Origin of the sequence: Alcaligenes sp. GCM10023179 (assembly GCF_042653705.1) — a bacterium.
Taxonomy (GTDB): domain Bacteria; phylum Pseudomonadota; class Gammaproteobacteria; order Burkholderiales; family Burkholderiaceae_B; genus Alcaligenes; species Alcaligenes phenolicus.
Map to the genome: position 1 here is coordinate 274801 of NZ_JBHSIQ010000002.1, position 20218 is coordinate 295018.

The 20218-nt window shown below is 56.7% G+C and carries 18 protein-coding genes and 2 tRNA genes; 9 read left to right on the forward strand and 11 right to left on the reverse strand.

From position 1 onward, the window contains the following. Positions 1–88 precede the first annotated feature (88 nt). The 4 genes from ACFPDR_RS10640 to ACFPDR_RS10655 all read left to right on the forward strand — a co-directional run bounded on the left by ACFPDR_RS10640 (position 89) and on the right by ACFPDR_RS10655 (position 6294). Positions 89–3646: an indolepyruvate ferredoxin oxidoreductase family protein gene (locus tag ACFPDR_RS10640; RefSeq protein WP_376911114.1), complete on the forward strand. Its 3558-nt coding sequence runs from the start codon at positions 89–91 to the stop codon at positions 3644–3646. A gap of 242 nt (positions 3647–3888) precedes the next feature. Next, positions 3889–5778, forward strand: a complete 1890-nt coding sequence (locus ACFPDR_RS10645; RefSeq protein ID WP_376911115.1) for an LTA synthase family protein — start codon at positions 3889–3891, stop codon at positions 5776–5778. Positions 5779–5837: 59 nt separating this feature from the next. Further along, positions 5838–5914 (forward strand) — tRNA-Pro (locus ACFPDR_RS10650). A 119-nt stretch (positions 5915–6033) separates the two neighbouring features. After that, complete coding sequence (locus ACFPDR_RS10655; protein WP_045931013.1) at positions 6034–6294, forward strand: hypothetical protein; 261 nt, start codon at positions 6034–6036, stop codon at positions 6292–6294. A gap of 34 nt (positions 6295–6328) precedes the next feature. On the opposite strand, the gene ACFPDR_RS10660 is transcribed toward ACFPDR_RS10655, so the two are convergent. From ACFPDR_RS10660 to ACFPDR_RS10670, 3 genes are read right to left on the reverse strand one after another with little or no spacing between them, the layout of a single operon-like run. Beyond that, positions 6329–6823: a DUF421 domain-containing protein gene (locus ACFPDR_RS10660; protein ID WP_081045424.1), complete on the reverse strand. Its 495-nt coding sequence runs from the start codon at positions 6821–6823 to the stop codon at positions 6329–6331. Between the two features lie 18 nt (positions 6824–6841). Then, positions 6842–7258 (reverse strand): c-type cytochrome, encoded by a 417-nt coding sequence (locus ACFPDR_RS10665; RefSeq protein WP_026485261.1) that lies wholly within the window; start codon positions 7256–7258, stop codon positions 6842–6844. Positions 7259–7260: 2 nt separating this feature from the next. Continuing rightward, positions 7261–8883 (reverse strand): flavin monoamine oxidase family protein, encoded by a 1623-nt coding sequence (locus ACFPDR_RS10670; protein ID WP_063692384.1) that lies wholly within the window; start codon positions 8881–8883, stop codon positions 7261–7263. Positions 8884–9169: 286 nt separating this feature from the next. Between ACFPDR_RS10670 and ACFPDR_RS10675 the strand changes: the two genes are divergently transcribed. Further along, positions 9170–9246, forward strand: a tRNA-Pro gene (locus tag ACFPDR_RS10675). 70 nt (positions 9247–9316) lie between these two features. On the opposite strand, the gene ACFPDR_RS10680 is transcribed toward ACFPDR_RS10675, so the two are convergent. Further along, positions 9317–9754 (reverse strand): PACE efflux transporter, encoded by a 438-nt coding sequence (locus ACFPDR_RS10680; RefSeq protein ID WP_376911116.1) that lies wholly within the window; start codon positions 9752–9754, stop codon positions 9317–9319. Between the two features lie 97 nt (positions 9755–9851). Here ACFPDR_RS10680 and ACFPDR_RS10685 point away from each other — a divergent pair, with 97 nt between their 5' ends. After that, a complete protein-coding gene (locus ACFPDR_RS10685; RefSeq protein WP_251196057.1) occupies positions 9852–10757 on the forward strand; it encodes a LysR family transcriptional regulator in 906 nt (301 codons plus the stop codon). On the opposite strand, the gene ACFPDR_RS10690 is transcribed toward ACFPDR_RS10685, so the two are convergent. Continuing rightward, positions 10741–11466, reverse strand: a complete 726-nt coding sequence (locus ACFPDR_RS10690; protein ID WP_060185658.1) for a transporter substrate-binding domain-containing protein — start codon at positions 11464–11466, stop codon at positions 10741–10743. The two genes, ACFPDR_RS10685 and ACFPDR_RS10690, sit on opposite strands and share 17 nt — an antisense overlap. Before the next feature lie 82 nt (positions 11467–11548). Between ACFPDR_RS10690 and ACFPDR_RS10695 the strand changes: the two genes are divergently transcribed. Next, positions 11549–11950, forward strand: a complete 402-nt coding sequence (locus ACFPDR_RS10695; protein WP_009457944.1) for a DoxX family protein — start codon at positions 11549–11551, stop codon at positions 11948–11950. A 188-nt stretch (positions 11951–12138) separates the two neighbouring features. On the opposite strand, the gene ACFPDR_RS10700 is transcribed toward ACFPDR_RS10695, so the two are convergent. From ACFPDR_RS10700 to ACFPDR_RS10710, 3 genes are read right to left on the reverse strand one after another with little or no spacing between them, the layout of a single operon-like run. Continuing rightward, positions 12139–13500, reverse strand: a complete 1362-nt coding sequence (locus tag ACFPDR_RS10700) for a sensor histidine kinase (protein WP_239055200.1) — start codon at positions 13498–13500, stop codon at positions 12139–12141. Then, positions 13497–14162 (reverse strand): response regulator transcription factor, encoded by a 666-nt coding sequence (locus tag ACFPDR_RS10705; protein WP_035270961.1) that lies wholly within the window; start codon positions 14160–14162, stop codon positions 13497–13499. Before ACFPDR_RS10705 ends, ACFPDR_RS10700 begins: the two co-directional genes overlap by 4 nt. A gap of 1 nt (position 14163) precedes the next feature. Further along, positions 14164–14712 carry a PepSY domain-containing protein gene (locus ACFPDR_RS10710; protein WP_052159339.1) on the reverse strand — a complete coding sequence of 183 codons (549 nt, stop codon included), beginning with the start codon at positions 14710–14712 and terminating at the stop codon, positions 14164–14166. Positions 14713–14934: 222 nt separating this feature from the next. Here ACFPDR_RS10710 and ACFPDR_RS10715 point away from each other — a divergent pair, with 222 nt between their 5' ends. Continuing rightward, positions 14935–15351 carry a hypothetical protein gene (locus ACFPDR_RS10715; RefSeq protein ID WP_035270962.1) on the forward strand — a complete coding sequence of 139 codons (417 nt, stop codon included), beginning with the start codon at positions 14935–14937 and terminating at the stop codon, positions 15349–15351. Positions 15352–15560: 209 nt separating this feature from the next. Beyond that, a complete protein-coding gene (locus ACFPDR_RS10720; protein ID WP_376911117.1) occupies positions 15561–17186 on the forward strand; it encodes an acyl-CoA synthetase in 1626 nt (541 codons plus the stop codon). Positions 17187–17416: 230 nt separating this feature from the next. Here ACFPDR_RS10720 and pstB read toward each other — a convergent pair whose 3' ends face one another. From pstB to pstC, 3 genes are read right to left on the reverse strand one after another with little or no spacing between them, the layout of a single operon-like run. After that, a complete protein-coding gene (pstB, locus tag ACFPDR_RS10725; protein WP_009463840.1) occupies positions 17417–18196 on the reverse strand; it encodes a phosphate ABC transporter ATP-binding protein PstB in 780 nt (259 codons plus the stop codon). A 33-nt stretch (positions 18197–18229) separates the two neighbouring features. Beyond that, positions 18230–19093, reverse strand: coding sequence for a phosphate ABC transporter permease PstA (pstA, locus tag ACFPDR_RS10730; RefSeq protein ID WP_022983498.1), 864 nt, complete (start codon positions 19091–19093; stop codon positions 18230–18232). Between the two features lie 12 nt (positions 19094–19105). Further along, entirely contained in the window at positions 19106–20044 is a 939-nt protein-coding gene (gene pstC / locus ACFPDR_RS10735; protein WP_026485253.1) for a phosphate ABC transporter permease subunit PstC, read from the reverse strand. Positions 20045–20218 lie beyond the last annotated feature (174 nt).

Here is a 20218-nt window from a genome sequence, read left to right on the forward strand (position 1 = left end):
ATTTTACGATAACAAAAAGCTGCCCTAGACTAAAGAACAAACTACAACAACTTGCACGAAAACAATCCTTCTTGCAGGAGACAAACTCATGAATGCCCCACTCAACAAACCTTACAAGGCCATGTTGGAATCGGTGTCCCTGGATGACAAATACACTGTCACCAAGGGCCGCGCCTATATGAGCGGCACCCAGGCCCTGGTGCGCTTGCCCATGCTGCAGAAAGAACGGGACCGGCGCGCCGGTCTGAATACAGCAGGCTTTATCTCTGGCTACCGGGGCTCCCCACTAGGGAGCGTAGACCAAGCGTTATGGCAGGCCAGCAAACACTTGCAAGAACACGACATCGTATTCAAGCCCGGTCTGAACGAAGATCTGGCCGCTACCGCCGTCTGGGGTAGCCAGCAAACCAATCTGTACCCCAGTGCCCGCTTCGATGGCACCTTTGCCATGTGGTATGGCAAAGGCCCGGGTGTGGACCGTTCCATGGACGTGTTCAAGCATGCCAACTCGGCCGGCAGCGCCCGTCACGGCGGTGTGCTGGTACTGGCAGGCGATGACCACGGCGCCAAATCCTCCACGGTGGCCCACCAGTCCGATCACGTTTTCGCCGCCGCCGGTATCCCCGTGCTGTATCCGGCCAACGTGCAGGAATACCTGGACTTTGGCCAGCACGGCTGGGCCATGAGCCGTTTCTCCGGTCTATGGGTGGCCTTGAAGTGCGTCACCGAAGTGGTGGAATCGAACGCCTCGGTGGACCTGGACCCGGACAGCCTGAACATTGTCCTGCCCGAGATCGAGGACATGCCCGCCGATGGCCTGAACATCCGCTGGCCAGACCCGCCACTGGCGCAAGAAGCCCGCATGATGAACCACAAGTGGTACGCCGCTCTGGCTTATGTGCGCGCCAACAAATTGAACCGCGTCGAGATTGATTCGCCCGAAGCCCGCTTTGGCATCATGACGGCGGGTAAAGCCTATCTGGATACCCGTCAGGCACTGGCCGATCTGGGCCTGTCCGACGAGCTATGCGCCGAGCTAGGTATCCGACTATTTAAAGTGGGCTGTATTTGGCCCCTGGACGGGCAAGACGCCCGCCAGTTCGCAACCGGCCTGTCCGAAATTCTGGTGGTGGAAGAAAAACGCCAGATTCTGGAATATGCACTGAAAGAAGAGCTGTACAACTGGCGCGATGACGTACGTCCCAAGGTCTACGGCAAGTTTGACGAGACCGAACACGGTGGCGGCGAATGGTCCAGCTTGCGCTCGCCCTGGCTACTCCCTCCTCAGGGTGAACTGTCTCCTGCGATTATTGCGCGCGCCATTGCCCGCCGCTTGTGCACCATGGACATTTCCGAGGAGCTGCAAGCCCGCATCCAGGCCCGTCTGGCCATTCTGGATGCCAAGGACCGCGAAGCCCGTATGCCGCGCGTCAGCGTAGAGCGCAAGCCCTGGTTCTGTTCGGGCTGTCCGCACAATACCTCCACTCGCGTGCCCGAAGGCTCGCGCGCCATGGCCGGGATTGGCTGTCACTACATGACGGTCTGGATGGATCGCAGCACCTCCACCTTCAGTCATATGGGCGGCGAAGGCGTCGCCTGGATTGGCCAACAACCCTTTACCGATGAAAAACACGTCTTCGCCAACCTGGGCGATGGCACGTATTTCCATTCGGGAATTTTGGCGATCCGAGCCTCGATCGCAGCCAACTCCAATATCACCTACAAGATTCTGTATAACGATGCCGTCGCCATGACAGGCGGCCAACCCGTAGACGGGATCTTGAAAGTCACCGACGTCATTGCCCAGGTCCATGCCGAGGGCGCTCGCAAGATTGTGGTGGTCACCGACGAGCCCGAGAAATTCAAGGGCGTTACCCTGGCTGGCAACCCGCCTGTGTATCACCGTGATGAGCTGGACCGCGTACAGCGCGAGCTGCGCGAAGTGCCCGGCACCACCATCCTGGTGTATGACCAGACCTGCGCCACGGAAAAACGCCGTCGCCGCAAGAAAGGGACTTATCCGGACCCCGCCCTGCGCGCCTTTATCAATGACACAGTCTGTGAAGGCTGCGGGGACTGCTCGGTCAAGTCCAACTGCCTGTCCGTTGAGCCACTGGACACCCCCATGGGTTCCAAGCGCCGCATCAACCAGTCCTCCTGTAATAAGGATTTCTCCTGCGTTAACGGTTTCTGCCCCAGCTTTGTCACCCTGAAAGGGGCACAAGTACGCAAGCCGGAAGCCCAAGGTCGCTCGCTGGAATCCTTCAATCTGGCCGATCTGCCTCTGCCCAAACTGCCGGATCTGGACAAGACCTACGGCATTCTGATCGCCGGTATTGGCGGCACGGGTGTCGTGACGGTAGGTGGCCTGCTGGGCATGGCTGCTCATATCGAGCAAAAAGGTGTCAGCGTTCTGGATATGGCCGGTTTGGCCCAGAAAGGCGGTGCGGTGCTGAGCCACGTGCAAATTGCACGCCAGCCCGATCTGCTGCACGCCACCCGTGTGCCTACCGGCGAGGCCTCCTTGCTGATTGGTAGTGATGCCCTGGTCAGCGCCTCCACGGACGTACTGAGCCGTGTCAGCCGCGACCGCACACACACCATTATCAATACCGCTGCCAGCCCGACCTCGGATCTGATCGGCAACGCGCACTGGAAATTCCCGCTGCAAACCGCCTGCACGGATATCGAAAGTGCCGTGGGCAAAGAGATCCGCTATCTGGATGCCAATGCCCTGGCCGTACACGTCATGGGTGACGCCCTGTACGCCAACCCCATCTTGCTGGGCTATGCCTTCCAGCGTGGCTGGATTCCTCTGCACATGGACAGCTTGCTGCGCGCCATCGAACTGAACGGGGTTGCCGTCAAAGCCAACCGCGAAGCCTTTCAATGGGGGCGTCTGGCCGCTGAAAAGGGTATCGAAGCCCTGATGGAAGGTGCGACGCCCAAAGCCCGCGAAGTCACGTTCCCTGAAAGCGTGCAGTCCCTGATCAAGCGCATGGAAGAGCACCTGACTGCGTATCAGAACCCGGCCTGGGCCAAGCGCTATCGCGACGCCATCAACAAGGTCATGGAACGCGAATCACGCCTGAATCAGGACAAGGCTCTGCCCCTGACTCGCATCGCCGCCACGCAACTGGCCAAGCTGATGAGCTACAAGGACGAGTACGAAGTGGCCCGCCTGTACACCGACCCGGCCTTCCTGGACAAGCTGCGTGCCCAGTTTGCGGGGGAGCCTGGCAAGGACTACCAGATTGAATACCATCTGGCCCCGCCCTTGCTCGGTCGCAAGAACAGCCAGGGTCAGCCAGTCAAGAGCAAGTTTGGCCCTTCGACCCGCAGCCTGTTCAAGATTCTGGCCCATCTACGCGGTTTGCGCGGTGGTGCACTGGATATCTTTGGCTACACCCAGGAACGCCGTCAGGAACGCCAAAATATTGAAGACTATCTGGCTGACCTGAATGAAGTCAGCGCCCACCTGGATGCGGACAATATGGAAGTGGCCCAGCGCTGGTTGAACTACCCGGATCTGATCCGTGGCTACGGCCATGTCAAGGATGCGGGCCATGTCAAAGCCTACGCTCAGCGTGAACAGCAACGCAGCCAGTTCCGTTCCCGTACCGAGCCCAGCCAACGCGTTGCCTGAACTTATAGCCAACCCTGGACACAGGGCTGGCTCCCCCTAGCTCCTCCTTAGCAGCAGGCTGTCTTTCAAAGCGGCCTGCTTTTTTTTCGTCTTTACACTCTGAACCGCTAGCCCGCCGACTTTTCCTGGGCAAGCCCACGCGTTTAACAGGATAGTTTGCTCATTAAACTGACATACAATCGTGCAATTCGATGCCAGTGCCACCGCCTGTGGCAATCAGGTCGATCCAGGACCACTTTCTTATGCGCCATCTCGTTTACGTTTTCATTCCTTCAGCCCTGATTTTGCTGACCGCATTCAGGCTGGCTTTTGCCTTATGGCAATGGCCACGCGTGCGTCAGGCCGGAGGTCTGCTGCCCATTCTGATTGGCGGCCTGCGTATCGACGCGCTGATGATTGCCGCCTTGAGCGCCCCCGTGATCTTGCTGGCTCCCTGGCTGGGACACTATCCCGTCATGACGACGGTAGCCGCCATCTGGTTTACCTTCGCCTGGTTCTTGCTGACCTTGCTGGAAGTCTCCACGCCCCAGTTCATTATTGAATACGACACACGCCCAAACCGGCTGTACGTGGACTATCTGAAGCACCCCCAGGAAGTGATGGGCATGCTCTGGAAAGGCTACAAGCTGATGATAGGCATTGCCCTGATCGGTCTTGGGCTGATTGTGTACTCGGGCTGGTCTATTTTTGGCCATATCGGCCCCGATCCTGTCATGAGCTGGTGGCTGCGTCCCATCTGGATGCTGGTAGGCGCGGCTCTGTGTGCGCTGGCGATACGTGGCACCCTGGCACACCGCCCCATCAACCCCTCTTCGGTGGCTTGGAGCAGCGACAGCATGCTCAACACGCTGCCCTTGAACTCGCTGTACAACGTGGCCTACGCCATCTACAGCATGAAAAACGAGCGTTCTGCCGAGGACATTTACGGTGGTATGGATGCCGCCGAAATGAACCAGATCGTGCGCGATGCAGCCGCGCTGCCTGCCGGGCCTGACACATTGCCCACCCTGCACCGTCAAACCCCCGCACAGAAACGCGAGCGCAAACCCAATCTGGTCCTGATCGTGGAAGAAAGCCTGGGTGCGCAATATGTCAGCAATCTGGGCGGCGCCAAGTTGACGCCCGAGCTGGACAAGCTGGCCCAGACAGGCTGGAACTTCCGCCGCGCCTACGCAACCGGCACTCGTTCGGTACGGGGTCTGGAAGCGGTGTCCGCCGGTTTCCCCCCAACCGTGGCCGACGCCGTACTGCGCCTGCCCGGCTCACAAACCCGCTTCTTTACCCTGGCCCAATTGCTCAAGGAACAAGGCTACCGCTCGCGTTTTATCTATGGCGGCGAGGCCCACTTTGACAATATGAAGAGCTTTTTCCTGGGCAACGGTTTTGATGAACTGTATGAGCAATCCAGCTTTGAGTCCCCCGAATTTGTCGGCACCTGGGGCGCCAGCGACGAGGATATGTTCAACAAGTTGCACCAGTTGCTTGGCCAGGACAAGGAGCAGCCCTCCCTGACGCTGGCCTTTTCCGTCAGCAATCACTCGCCCTGGGAGTACCCGGCTGGCCGTATCCAGGTAGAAGGCGATCCCGCCACCGTAGAAAACACCGTGCGTTATGCAGACTGGGCCATTGGCGACTTCTTCAAGAAAGCGCGCGAATCCGATTACTGGGACAACACAGTGTTTTTGATTGTGGCTGACCACGACTCGCGCGTGGGCGGTGCCAACCTGGTGCCTTTGCGCCACTTCCATATTCCCGCCCTTATTCTGGGTGCAGGCGTTCCCAGCCGCCAGGACGAACGCATCATAAGCCAGATCGACCTGGCTCCCACCTTGCTGTCCCTGATGGGCATTGAAAGCGAGCACCCCATGATCGGGCGCGACCTGACCCAACAAGACAGCGACCGGGCCATGATGCAGTACTTCGAGAACTACGGTTATCTGAAGGGCGACATTCTGACCGTGCTGATGCCCCACCTGCCGCCTTGCCAGTATCGCTATACCGCACCGGACAAGTACGAGCCGCTGGAACAGATAGACGAAGCACTGGCCAAGGAAGCGCTGGCCCACGTCCTGTGGCCTAGCTGGGCATACCACGAACAGGCTTACACCCTGCCCCACCCGCAAAAACGCTAGAACCGGGGGCGCAGGGCTTGACGAAGCCCTGAATTCGTTCTATTATGCTTGTCTTTAGTCGGGGCGTAGCGCAGCCTGGTAGCGCATCTGGTTTGGGACCAGAGGGTCGCGAGTTCGAATCCCGCCGCCCCGACCATTAAAGAATTAAAGGCTTAGTTCATTGCACAGTGAACTAAGCCTTTTTCTTTGCCTGCTCCCAGAGCATCGCCTTATTTGCGTTATGCTTTGACCACCTACTCTGATCAGGAATCGGAAATGAGCAATTCAAAAATTCTAGGTCTGAGCAGCCTGGCCTTGTTGCTGTGCCTCCTGACTGTTCCTACCCTGTTTCTGCTCCTGCCGGTCTTTCTGTTCCCCCTGATCGCCTGCCTGATCGGCCTCTACGTTTACAAGCGTGGCCTGCGCGGACAAACACGCAATCTGGCTATTCGGCTTTTTGCCCTGCTGCCCTTCCCGGTCGCTGTGTTCACCTTTATTTTCTGCATGCAGTGGATTTCGCAGGGCTATCGGGCCTGAGCCTTCAGCACTGCCTGTTCCTGACCCGTTCAAACTACACGGATGTGTCCTTCAAAAAACTGAGTTTGCCATTAGGCTCGATATAGGCCGCCGCTACCTCTTCCAGCGACTGGATTCCGGCCAAACGCATTTCACTCAGGATTTCATCGCGGGTCACAAACTCCCGACGCATATTGCGCCACTGCAACTGCCCATCCCTGACCACACACACTTTGCGCGGAGTGGCCAGTGCATTGAGCGCCGGAAATCGGTACATCAGCCAATCGACGATGTACCCCCAGGCCACAATGGTTGCGGCCACCAGCAAACCGTCCGTCAAGGAATTGCTGCCCCCTGACATCGCATTGCCACTGGCGTCGGCAATCAGCAAAAGAATCAGCAAATCCGCAACGCCCAGCGAGCCCAGCTCTCGTCGTCCCGCCAGCCGCAGCAGGATGAACAGAACAAAGTACACCACGGTGCCTCGCAGCACGGACTCCAGCACCGGCATTTCCAGTGCGAAGACCGTGCTCCAATCCAGTGTCAGCATAGCGCCAGCAACCTGCGATCAGTTCAGATCGAAGTACTGATGGTCCTTGGGACGCTGGCCTGCCACATCCTTAGCCGTGATCTTGTCACTGAACTCATTGCCCAGATGAGAGCGCACATAGTTGACGACTTCGGCTATTTGCTCGTCATTTAGAACGCCACCAAAACCGGGCATGCCCTTATTGCCCTGGTTCACCATGAACACCACATAGGCAGGTGCCCCCAGTTTCGGATTCTTGGACAGGGACGGATACATGCCCGCCCCTTGAGCGCCCTTGCCATCGATCATGTGACAAGACGCACAGACCTGCTCATAAATTTCCTGACCGGTTTTCTGGGTAAAGACGACCGTATCACCCCCTACCACCGCCGTGTCCGCATGGCTGATGGTCAACAGTCCCGAGGCCAGAAAAACCGCTAGAGATCGCATCATCATGACTAGGCTCCTTTGGAATCGGCTTGTTGATTACCCACAATATGGCTATGCAAACGGGAAATCGCATTCAGGGAGGACAGGATCGCCCCTTCTTGCCAGGCGTTGACATAGGAAGCATGCTCGCCCGCCAGAACCAGCCGGCCATCAATCTGACACAAGTTCTCGTAATGCGCGGCCCGAGTCTGGTCCGTCCACATGCCATAGCAGCCCAATGTCCAGGGAACGCGGTGCCAGGCGACCGCCACCCCACTCTCGAACTCATCCTTATATTGAGGGTGGATTTGCGCACCATATTCCAGGGCCTTCTTGACCCGATCCTCGGGACTGAGCGACGACCATTCCACGGCGCTGGGACCGAACATATACCCCCCCAGCAATACGCCTTTGCCACCGGCCATCATGCCGCCACTGGGGTAAGAGATTTGTGTGATGGGCAGGTCGGTATAACTGATGCCGCCATAGATCGCGTCATCATCTTCCCAGAAGCGCCGTTTGAACTGCAGCCCGATCTTGACCGAGGGAGCGTAGGGCACAGCGTCAATGGCAGCGTGCATTTCCTTGCTGGCATCCAGATCTATCTGGCTCAGAATCGACAAGGGAATGGTACATACGCACCAGTCTGCTGTTTCAGTGTGCTCGCTGCCCTTGCTTTGATCCTTGTAGCTAACCGTCACCTTGCCATCGCTCTGCTTGATCGCAGTGACCTTGGCATTAAAGGTAAACAGTCCCTCCAGCTCCTTGCCAAAAGCAGCGCCAATCTGGTCCATGCCGCCGACCGGCTGAAACATGGTCTGCTGAAACTCGTACAAATCATGAATGCCCATATTGTGCCAAACGCTGGAGCGCACAATATCTGCCAGCTTCAAGGGCTCGGAAAACTCGGGCTGGGCATTGAGGCCACCTCCCGGATCACGCTCGAAACCGCGGACCTCGGAACTGGCATGACCTTTCACATAGGCCATGTTTTTATCCAGCGCTCCCCAACTACGCAAAGCCTCCAGCAGCTTTTCCTGGTCCTCTTTGGACAAGGGAGCATCGAGCGATTGAGTATTGATGGCTTTGGACAAAAGCTCGGAGACCTGTCCTTGGAAATCCGCATGGATATGGCGAAAACGCTGGGGCTTGCCATCAAAATGCTCTTTGCTATGCAAGTACGCGTTGTAGTTGTACTGGATAAAGGGTTCCAGCTTGACCTTGAGCCGCTTGCAATAGTCCAGCAAGGCCCTGTGATGGAAGGGAATACGCCAAGGCCCCGGATTGATGTACTGATCCTTGTCGAACTTCACATCCTGCTTGGCCCCGCCCAGTTCAGTGTAGCTGTCACCGCCGTGCAAGGACCAGTTCCGCCCTCCCACTTTTTCACGATATTCCAGGATTTTGACTTTGTAGCCTGCATTGCGCAGCTCCAAAGCGGCCACCATGCCAGCCAGCCCCGCTCCCAGGATCACCACAGAGGTCCCTGGCTTGGGCTTGCCCTCCAGGCGAATCGGGCCATCGTAGCTGCCCTCCGCCGCATGGCCCAGGCGCATCATGGCCTGATACATGGCCGCGCCACCTGCGGCATAACCGACCATGGTCAGAAAATGCCGCCGTGTCAGTATTCCACCCTGTGAAACTTGGCTCATCGTCCTTTCTCCTTTTGGAAAAATGATGAGCAGCATTCGCCCCCAACTTCTTTGCCTGCCCCCGGTGCATGAATGCTACTCGTGTGGAAAAAAACAAAGAACACAATGCCTTATGATCAGCTTGTCACTTAACTATAAGCACCTAAAATGTTTAAGCCCAACATAAGAAACACATCTTTACAGGGCTGAAAATTAGCTGACTTCCGATAAATGCGTGCAAGCCCCTTTTTGATGTGGGTCTATGCTTGCCAAGTTCACCACGACGGGATATAATTTTCTTCTTAGTCGGGGCGTAGCGCAGCCTGGTAGCGCATCTGGTTTGGGACCAGAGGGTCGCGAGTTCGAATCCCGCCGCCCCGACCAAAAAATTCAAAGGCCTTGCAGAGCAATCTGCAAGGCCTTTTAGTTTTGCCAGTTCGGTTCACTGCGTCATTTAACTTTGGCTGGCGCTCACACCCACCGAGTCGGGCAAACCAAAAATAGAATCAAATGCCCAGTTGTAGATAAAGGCGAAGATGGGAAAGAAAGCCAGCAACACCGCTTCCATCAAAAAAGCTTTCCACAAACTGACATTTAGCCACCACGCAATCAGCGGAATCAGCAAAGACACCAGCACAATCTGAAAACCGGTCACGTGCAGCACCCGGTGCCAGAACGTACGCGCCTGAATCTGACGACGGCGCTCCCAGGCTTCAAACAGCATGTTGTAGAACAGGTTCACCGATACTGCGCAGGTGCTGATCATGAAAGACAGCATCCCGCTTTCCATGGCCCCTGCCCCACTCAAGTGCCCCAATACGGTTGCCGCTACCATCATGCCCAGCAACTCGAACATCCCTATGTAGACGACTCTTCTTTTCCATCCCTGCACGATAAATATCCTTGATCAAAAGCTCAGAAAGCATGATTATCCGCAGTACAGCTTCTAGAAAAAGTCAGATTCCATCAGTTTTACTTATGGTTTAGCCATGCTTACCAGTGATCATCTTGAGCTCTTGCTTGCCGTGGTTGAACACGGCTCCTTCTCCGCCGCCGCGCGGGCGTTGCGCCGCACACAATCGGCCGTCAGCATGGCCGTGGCCAATCTGGAGGCCGAGCTGGATCTGTCGCTTTTTGACCGCAGCCGACGTGAACCTGTACCCACGGCCGAACTACTGGCCATGCTGCCCGACGCCAAGCTGATCGCCAGCCGCTTGCAGAGTTTGCGACTGCATTTGCAGGAATTATCGGGGGGATTGGAAAGCCATTTACGGCTGGGTATCGTGTGCGATGTCGATCCCGAACCGGCGTTGATTGCCTTGCAGGCTCTGGAGCAACGCTATCCCGGTCTGGACATAGAACTGCGAACCGCGCCCCAAGACGCGCTGGTCGAAGCATTGCAAAAGCGCGAGCTGGATCTGTGCATTGCCTATGGCGGGCGGGAACTGGAAAGCGTGGGGATTGTGCAATCGCTGTGGACCGAAACCATTAGCGCTGTCGCTGCACCCGGCCATCCCTTGCTACATGACAGCCCCAGGCCCCTGGAAGATTTGAAAGCCTACAGGCAGATTGTGATTACCAGCCCCGACAAGGATATACGCAAGGACCGTTCCATGCTCAGCCTGCGTCAATGGAAAACGGACAGTCTGCCCATGACACTGGAACTGGTGGAACGGGGATTGGGTTGGGCAAATCTGCCCTTGTCTTGCCTGCGGCCCTCACTGGAGTCTGGCCGTTTGCACCGTATCCAGTTCTCTACCGGCAGCAATGGTCTGGACTTGCCCATTTATCTTCTGCAATCCAAGGGACAGGATGTGGGCAAGGCGCAGGCCCTGTTCAGACAGGCCCTGCAAGACGAATTGAATACGCGTCTTGCGCCTATTCCGGTACGGTGACATTCGCCTGACCGCTATCAGCCAGGAACTGCGCCACCATCCCTTCCTTTTTCTGCCGGGCAATAAAGGCCTCAACCCAGGCATGGGCCAGCGTACGCTCTGACGGCACCGCCATGGCCTGACGAATCACAGTGAAACTGTCGGGCAGCACACGCAAGCCGCTGCGGGAGCGGGCATAGCGCTCCAAAGGCTGTCGTACGCCCGCAGCGGCATCCAGCTCTTCTTCCACAAACAGATCAATCGCATCGGCAGAGGTCGTTGCCCGTACCAGATCGGCATGTTTTAAATGACGGCTCAGGAACAAATCGTAGGCCGCCCCTTTGCCAACGGCAATGCACACGCCTTGCTGATCCAGCTGATCCACGTTCTGAAAGGCGGACTCGTCACGCACCAGATAGGTGCCTTCGATATGCACATAGGCTTCACTGAAGCGAATCTTTTCCGCACGCTTGGGATCAATCGCCAAAAAAGCCAGATCCCACTCGTCCCTGTAGACCGCCTCTACGACAGCCTGAGCCGCATCGTAGCCATGAAATTGCACGCTCAGGCCCAGCTCTTGCGCCACACTGCGCGCCAGGTCCGCCGAGACCCCTTTGGGCGACTGCTCATTGGCACCGCGTTGGGCCAGGACGGGATTGCCATAATTCATGGCAACACGCAAAACCCCGCTGGGGGCCAGTTCTGCTGCGACAGCCTGCTTTTGTGTCATGTAAATGCTCCGTCATACTTTTAAGAACCCGGTCTTCTACAATAACGCACCTTCCTGTCCCACTACATAATGGAGCGCCTGTATGTCTCGTGATGATCTTGGAAAACTCTTGCTGCGTGTCACGGTCGGTGTGTTGATCCTGCTGCACGGCATCGCCAAGATACGTTATGGCATCGGAGGAATCGAAAGAATGCTGATCGCCAACAATATGCCCGGCTTTCTGGCCTGGGGCGTGTACATAGGCGAAGTGATTGCTCCCGTCCTGATGATTCTGGGTTTTTACGCCCGTGCCGGCGGTTTGATTGTAGCCATGAACATGGTCATTGCCTTGTTGCTGGCCCATAGCAACCAGATCGGCAGTTTCAATGCCCAAGGTATTTGGGCATTGGAGTTGCAAGGCATGTTCCTGATTGGTGCGCTCACAGTCGGCTTGATCGGCGCCGGACGCTACAGCCTGGGTGGCGATGGCGGCCCCTGGAACTAAGGCTGGCCCGATTCATGTGCTGGAAAACGCCCGCTTCGCCGGGCGTTTTTCATGGATGATCAAGCATAACCCCCACCTGCCTCCCCTTGTTCACCCTAGCCACTCAGTCCGCTGGCCTCAGGTACCTCGACGCTACTGCACTTGCACGGGAGTTAAAGTTAGTTGGCGTTGGCACCTGGCTTCCGGCCTTAACTTGCCAAGGTCAAATCCAGTCGTAACCCCCCTTTCTCCGACGCACTGGCTTGCACTTTCCCCTGATAGCTGCGCGCCAGCTCACGCACAATATCCAGTCCCAGTCCAAAGCCTGGATGTCGCTCATCCGCACGCTGGCCACGACCAAACACACGCTCCAACTGCTCCGGCTCCAGGCCAGGACCGTCATCTTCCACCACCAGATGCAGCACATTGTCCTGCTGCCACACCTGACACCACACATTCTGCGTCGCCCATTTGCAGGCGTTATCCAACAGGTTTCCAGCCATCTCCTGCAAGTCCTGCTCTTCGCCTTTAAAGATCAACTCCTGATCGGGTAAATCCAGATGAATCTGCTTGTCGCTATGCAAACGCCCCATCACCCGACACAAGGACTGCAGACAACTAGACACATCCGTACGCACACCTATGGCACGTACCGCCATGGCTCGTGCACGAGACAAGTGGTGGTCAACCTGACGCTGGGCCAAGGCCACCTGCTCGCTAACCAAAGCCGCCAAATGCGGATCTTCGGCTTGCGCGGCGTTGCCCATAATTGTTAGCGGGGTTTTGACCGCATGGGCAAGATTTCCCGCCTGCGCCCGTGCGCGATCCACCATACCCGCATTAGCACTGAGTACAGCATTGAAATCATCCACCAAGGGTTGAATTTCACTGGGGAAATTGCCACTGACTTGTGGCTCCCGCCCCTCCTGCACGTCCAGCAAACGACGTCGCAAAAGATGCAGAGGGTACAAGGCCAGCACCACTTGCAAGATTGCCGCCAGGATCAAACCCACGGCCAAACCACCTAGCGACAGGAACAGAATCCGCTCAAAACGGGCTAATGGTTCGGCCAGAAGCTCCCGGTTGCCAGCCACCATGATCTGCAAGCTTTGTCCCTTGTCATTCACCTCGTCCAGTTCCTGACGCAACACAACCAGGCGTTGCTTTTCCGGCCCCGTCAGCGACAAAACACCATTGGGCGAATCGGGAGCATTCACATCCAGAGCCTCGTCCCACAAGGAGGTCGAGCGCAAAACCACCGTCCACTGCTCACTGCCCGCTTCCTGGCGTGCAATCTGCCAGTACATACCCGAATAAGGCTGCTCAAATAAAGGATCGCTCAGGCGCGATTGCAAAGTCACCCCATCCGCATTGTCCAGATTCACGTCCGCCATGATCTGGTCCAGGTGGGTTTGCAAACGCTGCTCGAACTGACGGTAAACGTGGTCTTGAAACAAGCGGTTCAGGCCCAAACCGGCCAGAACAATACTGATCAGAATCCAGGCCAAAGTCCCCAGCAGCAGGCGGCCACGCAGAGAGCCCAGAATGGTATGACCCCGCAAGGCGATCATGCTTCAGGGTCCACCAGACGGTAGCCCATACCTCGCACCGTTTCGATATAACCGGCGGGCAATTTCTTGCGCAGACGGCCGATAAAAACCTCGATGGTATTGGAGTCGCGCTCGAAGTCCTGAGAGTAAATATGCTCGGTCAGTTGAGTACGCGACAGCACTTGGCCAGGGTGATGCATCATGAACGCCAGCAAACGGTATTCATGGCTGGTCAGCGACAAGACCATGCCCGCACAACTGATGGAGGACGAGCGCGCGTCCAGCTCCAATTTGCCCAGCTGCAAACGTGGGTTCGCCTGACCGGCCGCACGGCGCAGCAAAGCGCGCATACGAGCCAGCAGCTCTTCCATGTGAAAGGGTTTGGCCACGTAATCGTCTGCACCCGCATCCATACCTTCGACCTTGTCGTGCCAATCATTGCGGGCGGTCAGAATCAGCACCGGCATATTGATGTCCGAAGCACGCCAGCGACGCAAGACCGATACCCCGTCCATGCCCGGCAAACCCAGATCCAGCACTACAGCATCAAAGGCCTCTACCTCGCCCTGATAATGGCCTTGCTCACCATCATGGGCCACCTGAACGGCATAGCCAGCCCGTTCCAGCGCCTGCTGCAATTGCGATGCCAAGGTAGGTTCGTCTTCAACAACCAGTATCCGCATCTTAATGTCCTCGGGAATGCGAGCGTTTCACGCCGCGCACAAGCAACACTTTGGCGGTCAAGGCGTCCACTTTCAAACGCAACAGGCGGTTGTCGTCAACCAGCATGCGCAAGTCATACACCCAGAGCTCAAAGCGCTCGTCATATTCAAACTGCACACGCAGCACTCGTCCGGGATAGGTCTCGCGAACCCGCTTCAGGACTTCCCGCAGCGGCAAGGCTTCTCCACGGCGCACGGCTTCGCGGGCCTGATCGTGGCCCCGATAGGCCGGGCCCGGAGGCCAGTACGGGCTGGGGCCGAAACGCTCATTAGGAGGGGGAGGTGGGGGTGGAGGCGGCGGAGGGGGCAAACGACGAAAACAGTCATCGTCCCCGAGGTAATCATGTCCAGACCAATCCGAACGCTGATCCCTGTCCCACGACGAATCACCTTTCTGCTTTTTGCTGCCGCAGTCAGGGTAATCGTGAGAATGGGCCAGTGCCAATGGCATCACCGCCGTCAAAACGGCGGCCAAACTCATCAGCAAGGCGGATTGTTTAATGGACGTCATAAGAATCGGTACGTGCAGAAAAAAAGAGGGATCAAACGATCACTCCCCCTTATATAGCAAGCTGCGGATGAACATAACATGAACAGCGGCTTCAGTTTAGATTCAGAGCCACCTGTCCATAATGGGCACCAGGCTGACAGGACAAACAAACCTTCCCACCTCAAAAGGAAGCTACCCAGGAATCTGACAGCACCACTTTTTGATTACATGAAGGAGCTATACATGAAACGCACTTCCCTCTTTTCTGCCCTGGTATTGAGCGCAAGTCTGTTGGGTGGCACCGCTGCCATTGCACAGGAAGCCACAAGCGCAGCCCAAACACAGAGCACGCAGAAACAAGCCCGTCAGGCCCGCGACCACAAACCGCTGACCGCTGATCAAGTCACCGATATCGGTCCCGCCTACCAGCGCCTGAAAGATGCCGGCTACACCAAAGTGGGCAGCCTGCATCAGCGAGGCGACAACATCATGGCCATGGTGGTTGATAAGGACGGCAAGGTTGTACGTGTCCGTTCCGAGGGTGCCAATGGCGAGTTTACGGTTGTAGAGCGCAAGAACGACGGTCAGCATCGTCGCGGCCACCGCTCCGGTCACGATCAACAACGTGACAGCGCCACGAAAGAGGCCACCAAGTCCTGATCATCACATCACTTTCCCCTAAGCAGTTGATGTTCGCAAGCAGTAGCAGTGACAACACGCAGTTGTTTTAGCAGTAGAAGTCGGTAGCAGGACGAAAAACGGCGCCCCCCCAGCGCCGTTTTTCTTTTCTACTGATTAGCCCGGATAGGGTCATCCCGCTCAAGGCGTTAGGATGGGAGTCTGTTTCACCTTTGGGAAAAGTGCCTCTCATGCTGTCTGCTGATTCGGTTTACTCACAAAGCTACTCGGAATTTCACTGGTCCATCCCCGAGCACTACAACATCGCTCACGACACCTGCGACAAATGGGCTGACGGGTCCGGGCGTCTGGCCCTGATCCAGCAATTGCCCGATGGTCAGATCAAGCGCTACACCTTCGATCAGCTCAAAGCCTGGTCCGATTCTTTAGCGGCTGCCTGGCAAGCCCAGGGTATTCAGGCAGGCGACCGTATCGCCATCTTTCTGGCTCAAGGACTTGAAACGGCGCTGGCGCATTTGGCGACCTACAAGATTGGCGCCATTGCCATGCCCTTGTTCACCCTGTTTGGCACGGACGCGCTGCGCTACAGGCTGAATGATTCCGGTGCCAGCACCTTGATTACCGATCAACAAGGCCTGGAGACGGTGTTGCCCTTGCGCGAGCACCTGCCACAGCTCAAACATCTTTACCAAAGTGACAGCCAGCAGGATCAGGGCGATGCACTTTCCTTATGGCAAGCCATTGCCGCCCACCCCGAACCGGCACCGCGCACATTGAACACCCGCGCAGACGCCCCCGCCGTGCTGATCTATACCTCCGGCACCACAGGTTCGGCCAAAGGTGCTCTACATGCCCACCGCGTGCTGCTGGGGCATCTGCCGGGCGTAGAGATGTCGCACAACTTCCTGCCCACAGGCGAAGGCCTGATGTGGACGCCCGCCGACTGGGCCTGGATTGGCGGCCTGCTGGATGTGCTGCTACCGGCCTGGCATCACGGCATACCCGTGCTGGCCTACCGCTTCCCCAAATTCGATGCCGAGGCTACCTGGAAACTGATGTCCGAGCACGGTGTCACGCATACTTTCCTGCCCCCTACTGCCCTGAAAATGCTGCGTCGCAGCCAATGGTCACGCGAGCAATGGCCTTTGAAGCTGCAATCCATTGCCAGTGGCGGGGAGTCACTAGGCGTACAGTTGCTGGATTGGGCGAAGCAGGAACTGGGCATCACCATCAACGAGTTCTACGGACAAACCGAGTGCAATATGATCGTGTCCTCTTGCTCGGCCTGGTTTCCAGGACAGGCGGGCAAGATCGGCAAGGCCGTGCCTGGTCACAAGGTCGCGATTGTGGATGATCAGGGGCAAATTCAGAAACCCGGCATCGAAGGCCATATTGCCGTGCAGTCCCCCGATCCGGTTATGTTCCTGGGTTACTGGCAACGGCCTGAAGCCACTCGCGAGAAATTTGTGGGTGACTGGCTGCTGACCGGCGACAAAGGCATGCAGGACGAGGATGGCTATATCCAGTTCGTAGGCCGCGATGATGATGTCATCACCAGCTCCGGCTACCGCATTGGGCCCGGCCCGATTGAGGATGGCCTGATGGGGCATCCCGCTGTCGCCATGGCGGCAGTGATCGGTGTCCCCGACCCCGAACGCACCGAAGTCGTGAAAGCTTTTGTGGTGCTGAAGGAGGATATCGAACCGTCCCAGGAGCTGGTCAAGGAGATTCAGGAGCACATCAAACGCCGGGTGGCTGCACATGAGTACCCACGGCTGATTGAGTTTGTCGATGCCCTGCCCATGACAACCACCGGCAAAGTCATACGTCATGCTTTACGCAAATTGAGCCAGTAAAGGCACAAGCTGCAGGCGGCACCCGCACAACACAAGGCCGTCGCTACTCCCTTTACTGGAGCCAACACTGTATCGCCGCCCCAATGGATAAAAAAACACCCCAATCCTTGGACGTAAATCCAGCGATTGGGGTGTGTGCCACACAGGAACGACTGTCCCGATGTGGGGGTATGGCTTTATTCAAACTCCAGGCAAAGCGCCGCAAGGCCGCTCTGCCCGCATCCGTCTGATTAACCGAAACGACCCGTGATGTAGTCTTCGGTTTCCTTGCGAGCGGGCTTCACGAAGATCTGGTCAGTTTCACCAAATTCCATCAGCTCGCCCAGATACATATAGGCGGTGTAATCCGAGCAACGAGCCGCTTGCTGCATGTTGTGGGTCACGATCACCACGGTGTAATCCGCTTTCAGTTCAGCAATCAGCTCTTCAATCTTGGCCGTGGAAATCGGGTCCAGTGCCGAGCAAGGCTCGTCCAGCAGCAGAACTTCGGGTTTGATCGCCACACCACGGGCAATGCACAGACGCTGTTGCTGACCACCGGACAGGCCGTTACCGCTTTGGTGCAGCTTGTCTTTCACTTCGTTCCACAGCGCAGCTTTGGACAAGGCCCATTCCACACGCTCGTCCATTTCGCCTTTGCTCAGGCGCTCGAACAAACGCACGCCAAAGGCCACGTTGTCATAAATGCTCATGGGGAACGGTGTCGGTTTCTGGAACACCATGCCCACTTTGGCGCGGATCAGGGAAATATCCTGCTTGGAAGTCAGCAGGTTCTCATTGTCCAGCAGGATTTCACCTTCAGCGCGCTGGCCGGGGTACAGCTCGTACATGCGGTTCAGCGTGCGCAGCAAGGTGGATTTACCGCAACCGGATGGTCCGATAAAGGCCGTGACCTTCTTTTCCTTGATAGACATGTTCACATTGCGCAGGGCATGGAATTTGCCATAGAAGAAATTCAGGTTGCGGATTTCAATCTTGGTCGATTCGTCGGAGGTAATAATTTGACTCATAGCGTTGGCCGACTAGGGCGCTCCGTGAAAACGTTATTTTTGGCGGAAAAGGCTGCGAGCCAGGATATTGATACCCAAGACCAGCAAGGTAATCAGCACCGCACCTGCCCAGGCCAGACGGTTCCAGTCCTCAAAGGGGCTGGCAGCATATTGGAAAATCACCACCGGCAAGTTGGCCAGCGGCGCGTTCATGTTCAGGGACATGAACTGGTTGTTCAAGGCGGTGAACAACAAGGGAGCCGTTTCACCCGCAATACGAGCCACAGCCAGCAGAACGCCCGTCACGATACCGGGCAAGGCAGCACGGTAGGAGATGGACATCACAATCTTCCACTTGGGGCAGCCCAGAGCCGCCGCGGCTTCGCGCAGACCGTTGGGAACCAGCATCAACATATTGTCTGTGGAACGTACCACCACGGGGATCACCAAAATAGCCAAAGCCAAGGAACCGGCCCAACCCGAGTAGTGCCCCACCTGTGCCACGTATACGGCATAGATGAACAGACCAATAATGATGGACGGTGCCGACAACAGCACGTCGTTCAAAAAGCGGGTGGCCGGAGCCAGCCAGCCACGCTGACCGTATTCGGCCAGATAGGTGCCGGCCAGAATGCCGATAGGTGTGCCGATCAGAGTACCGACGCCAGCCATCATGACGCTGCCGACAATGGCGTTCAGCAAACCACCCTCACCACCAGGAGGCGGGGTGCTTTCAAACAGCAGGGACCAGGCCATGGCACTGCTGCCCTTTTCGATCAGGGTCCAGATGATCCAGAACAGCCAGAAAAGGCCAAAGATCAAGGCAGTAAAAGACACACCCAGCATCAGGCGGTTAAACACCTGCCTGCGTTTGTAAATCGGGTTGCTCAGACTAATTGCGGATTTTTTATCAAACATGGTAGGTGATCCTTAGCGCGACGTGCCTTCGTTCTTGGCCAGACGCAACAAGAGCAACTTGGAGATCGCCAATACAACCGTGGTGATCAGGAACAGGATCAGACCCAGCTCCAGCAAGGCGGATTTCTGCATGCCACCGGCTTCGTTAAACTCGTTGGCCAGTGCAGACGCAATCGAGTTCGAGGGCGAAAACAGCGAGCTTGGCAAGTTAAAGGAGTTACCAATCACAAAGGTGACAGCCATGGTTTCACCCAGCGCACGTCCCAGACCCAACATGATCCCGCCAATCACCCCGTTCTTGGTGAAAGGCAGCACCACACGCCACATCACTTCCCAGGTCGTGCTGCCCAGACCATAAGCGGACTCCTTGAGCATGGGAGGCACCAGCTCGAACACGTCGCGCATCACGGCGGTAATGAAGGGGATCACCATAATGGACAGAATCAGACCGGCGGTGAACACACCAATCCCGAAGGGAGGGCCCGCAAAGATCTGACCCAGCACTGGCACCCCGTCAAAAAAGGAGATCAGGCCAGGCTGTACATAGCGCTGGAACAGGGGCACAAAAACAAACAGGCCCCACATACCGTAAATAATGGAGGGAATCGCAGCCAGCATTTCAATGGCCGTACCCAGAGGGCGACGCAACCAGGCTGGCGAGAGCTCTGTCAGGAACATCGCAATGCCAAACGAGACCGGCACGGCAATACAGAGTGCGATGAAAGAAGTCAGCAAGGTACCGGCAATGGGCACCAATGCGCCATATTCGTTATTGACCGGATCCCAGTTATTCGTCCAGAGAAAAGAGAAACCGTATTCGGCAATGGATTCCCGGCTTCCATAGATCAGGGAAATAGAGATGGCAGCCAGCAATATGAACACGAGAAACGCAAACGAGCGTGTCATGTTCTTGAAAATGCCGTCCATAAAGGCGTTCTGATTTGATTTCATGTAGACAGATGAAGGGTCAGGCCGGAATAGGACGAACGCACTGCAACCGATTCACAGATTCTGTAACAGCCAAGGCTGCTCCAGCCCAACAAACCGGATAACGCTACGCGCTGTGCGTTCAAGACAAAACCGTAATTTTTACATAATAAAGACGGCACCACCTAGAGGTGGGCC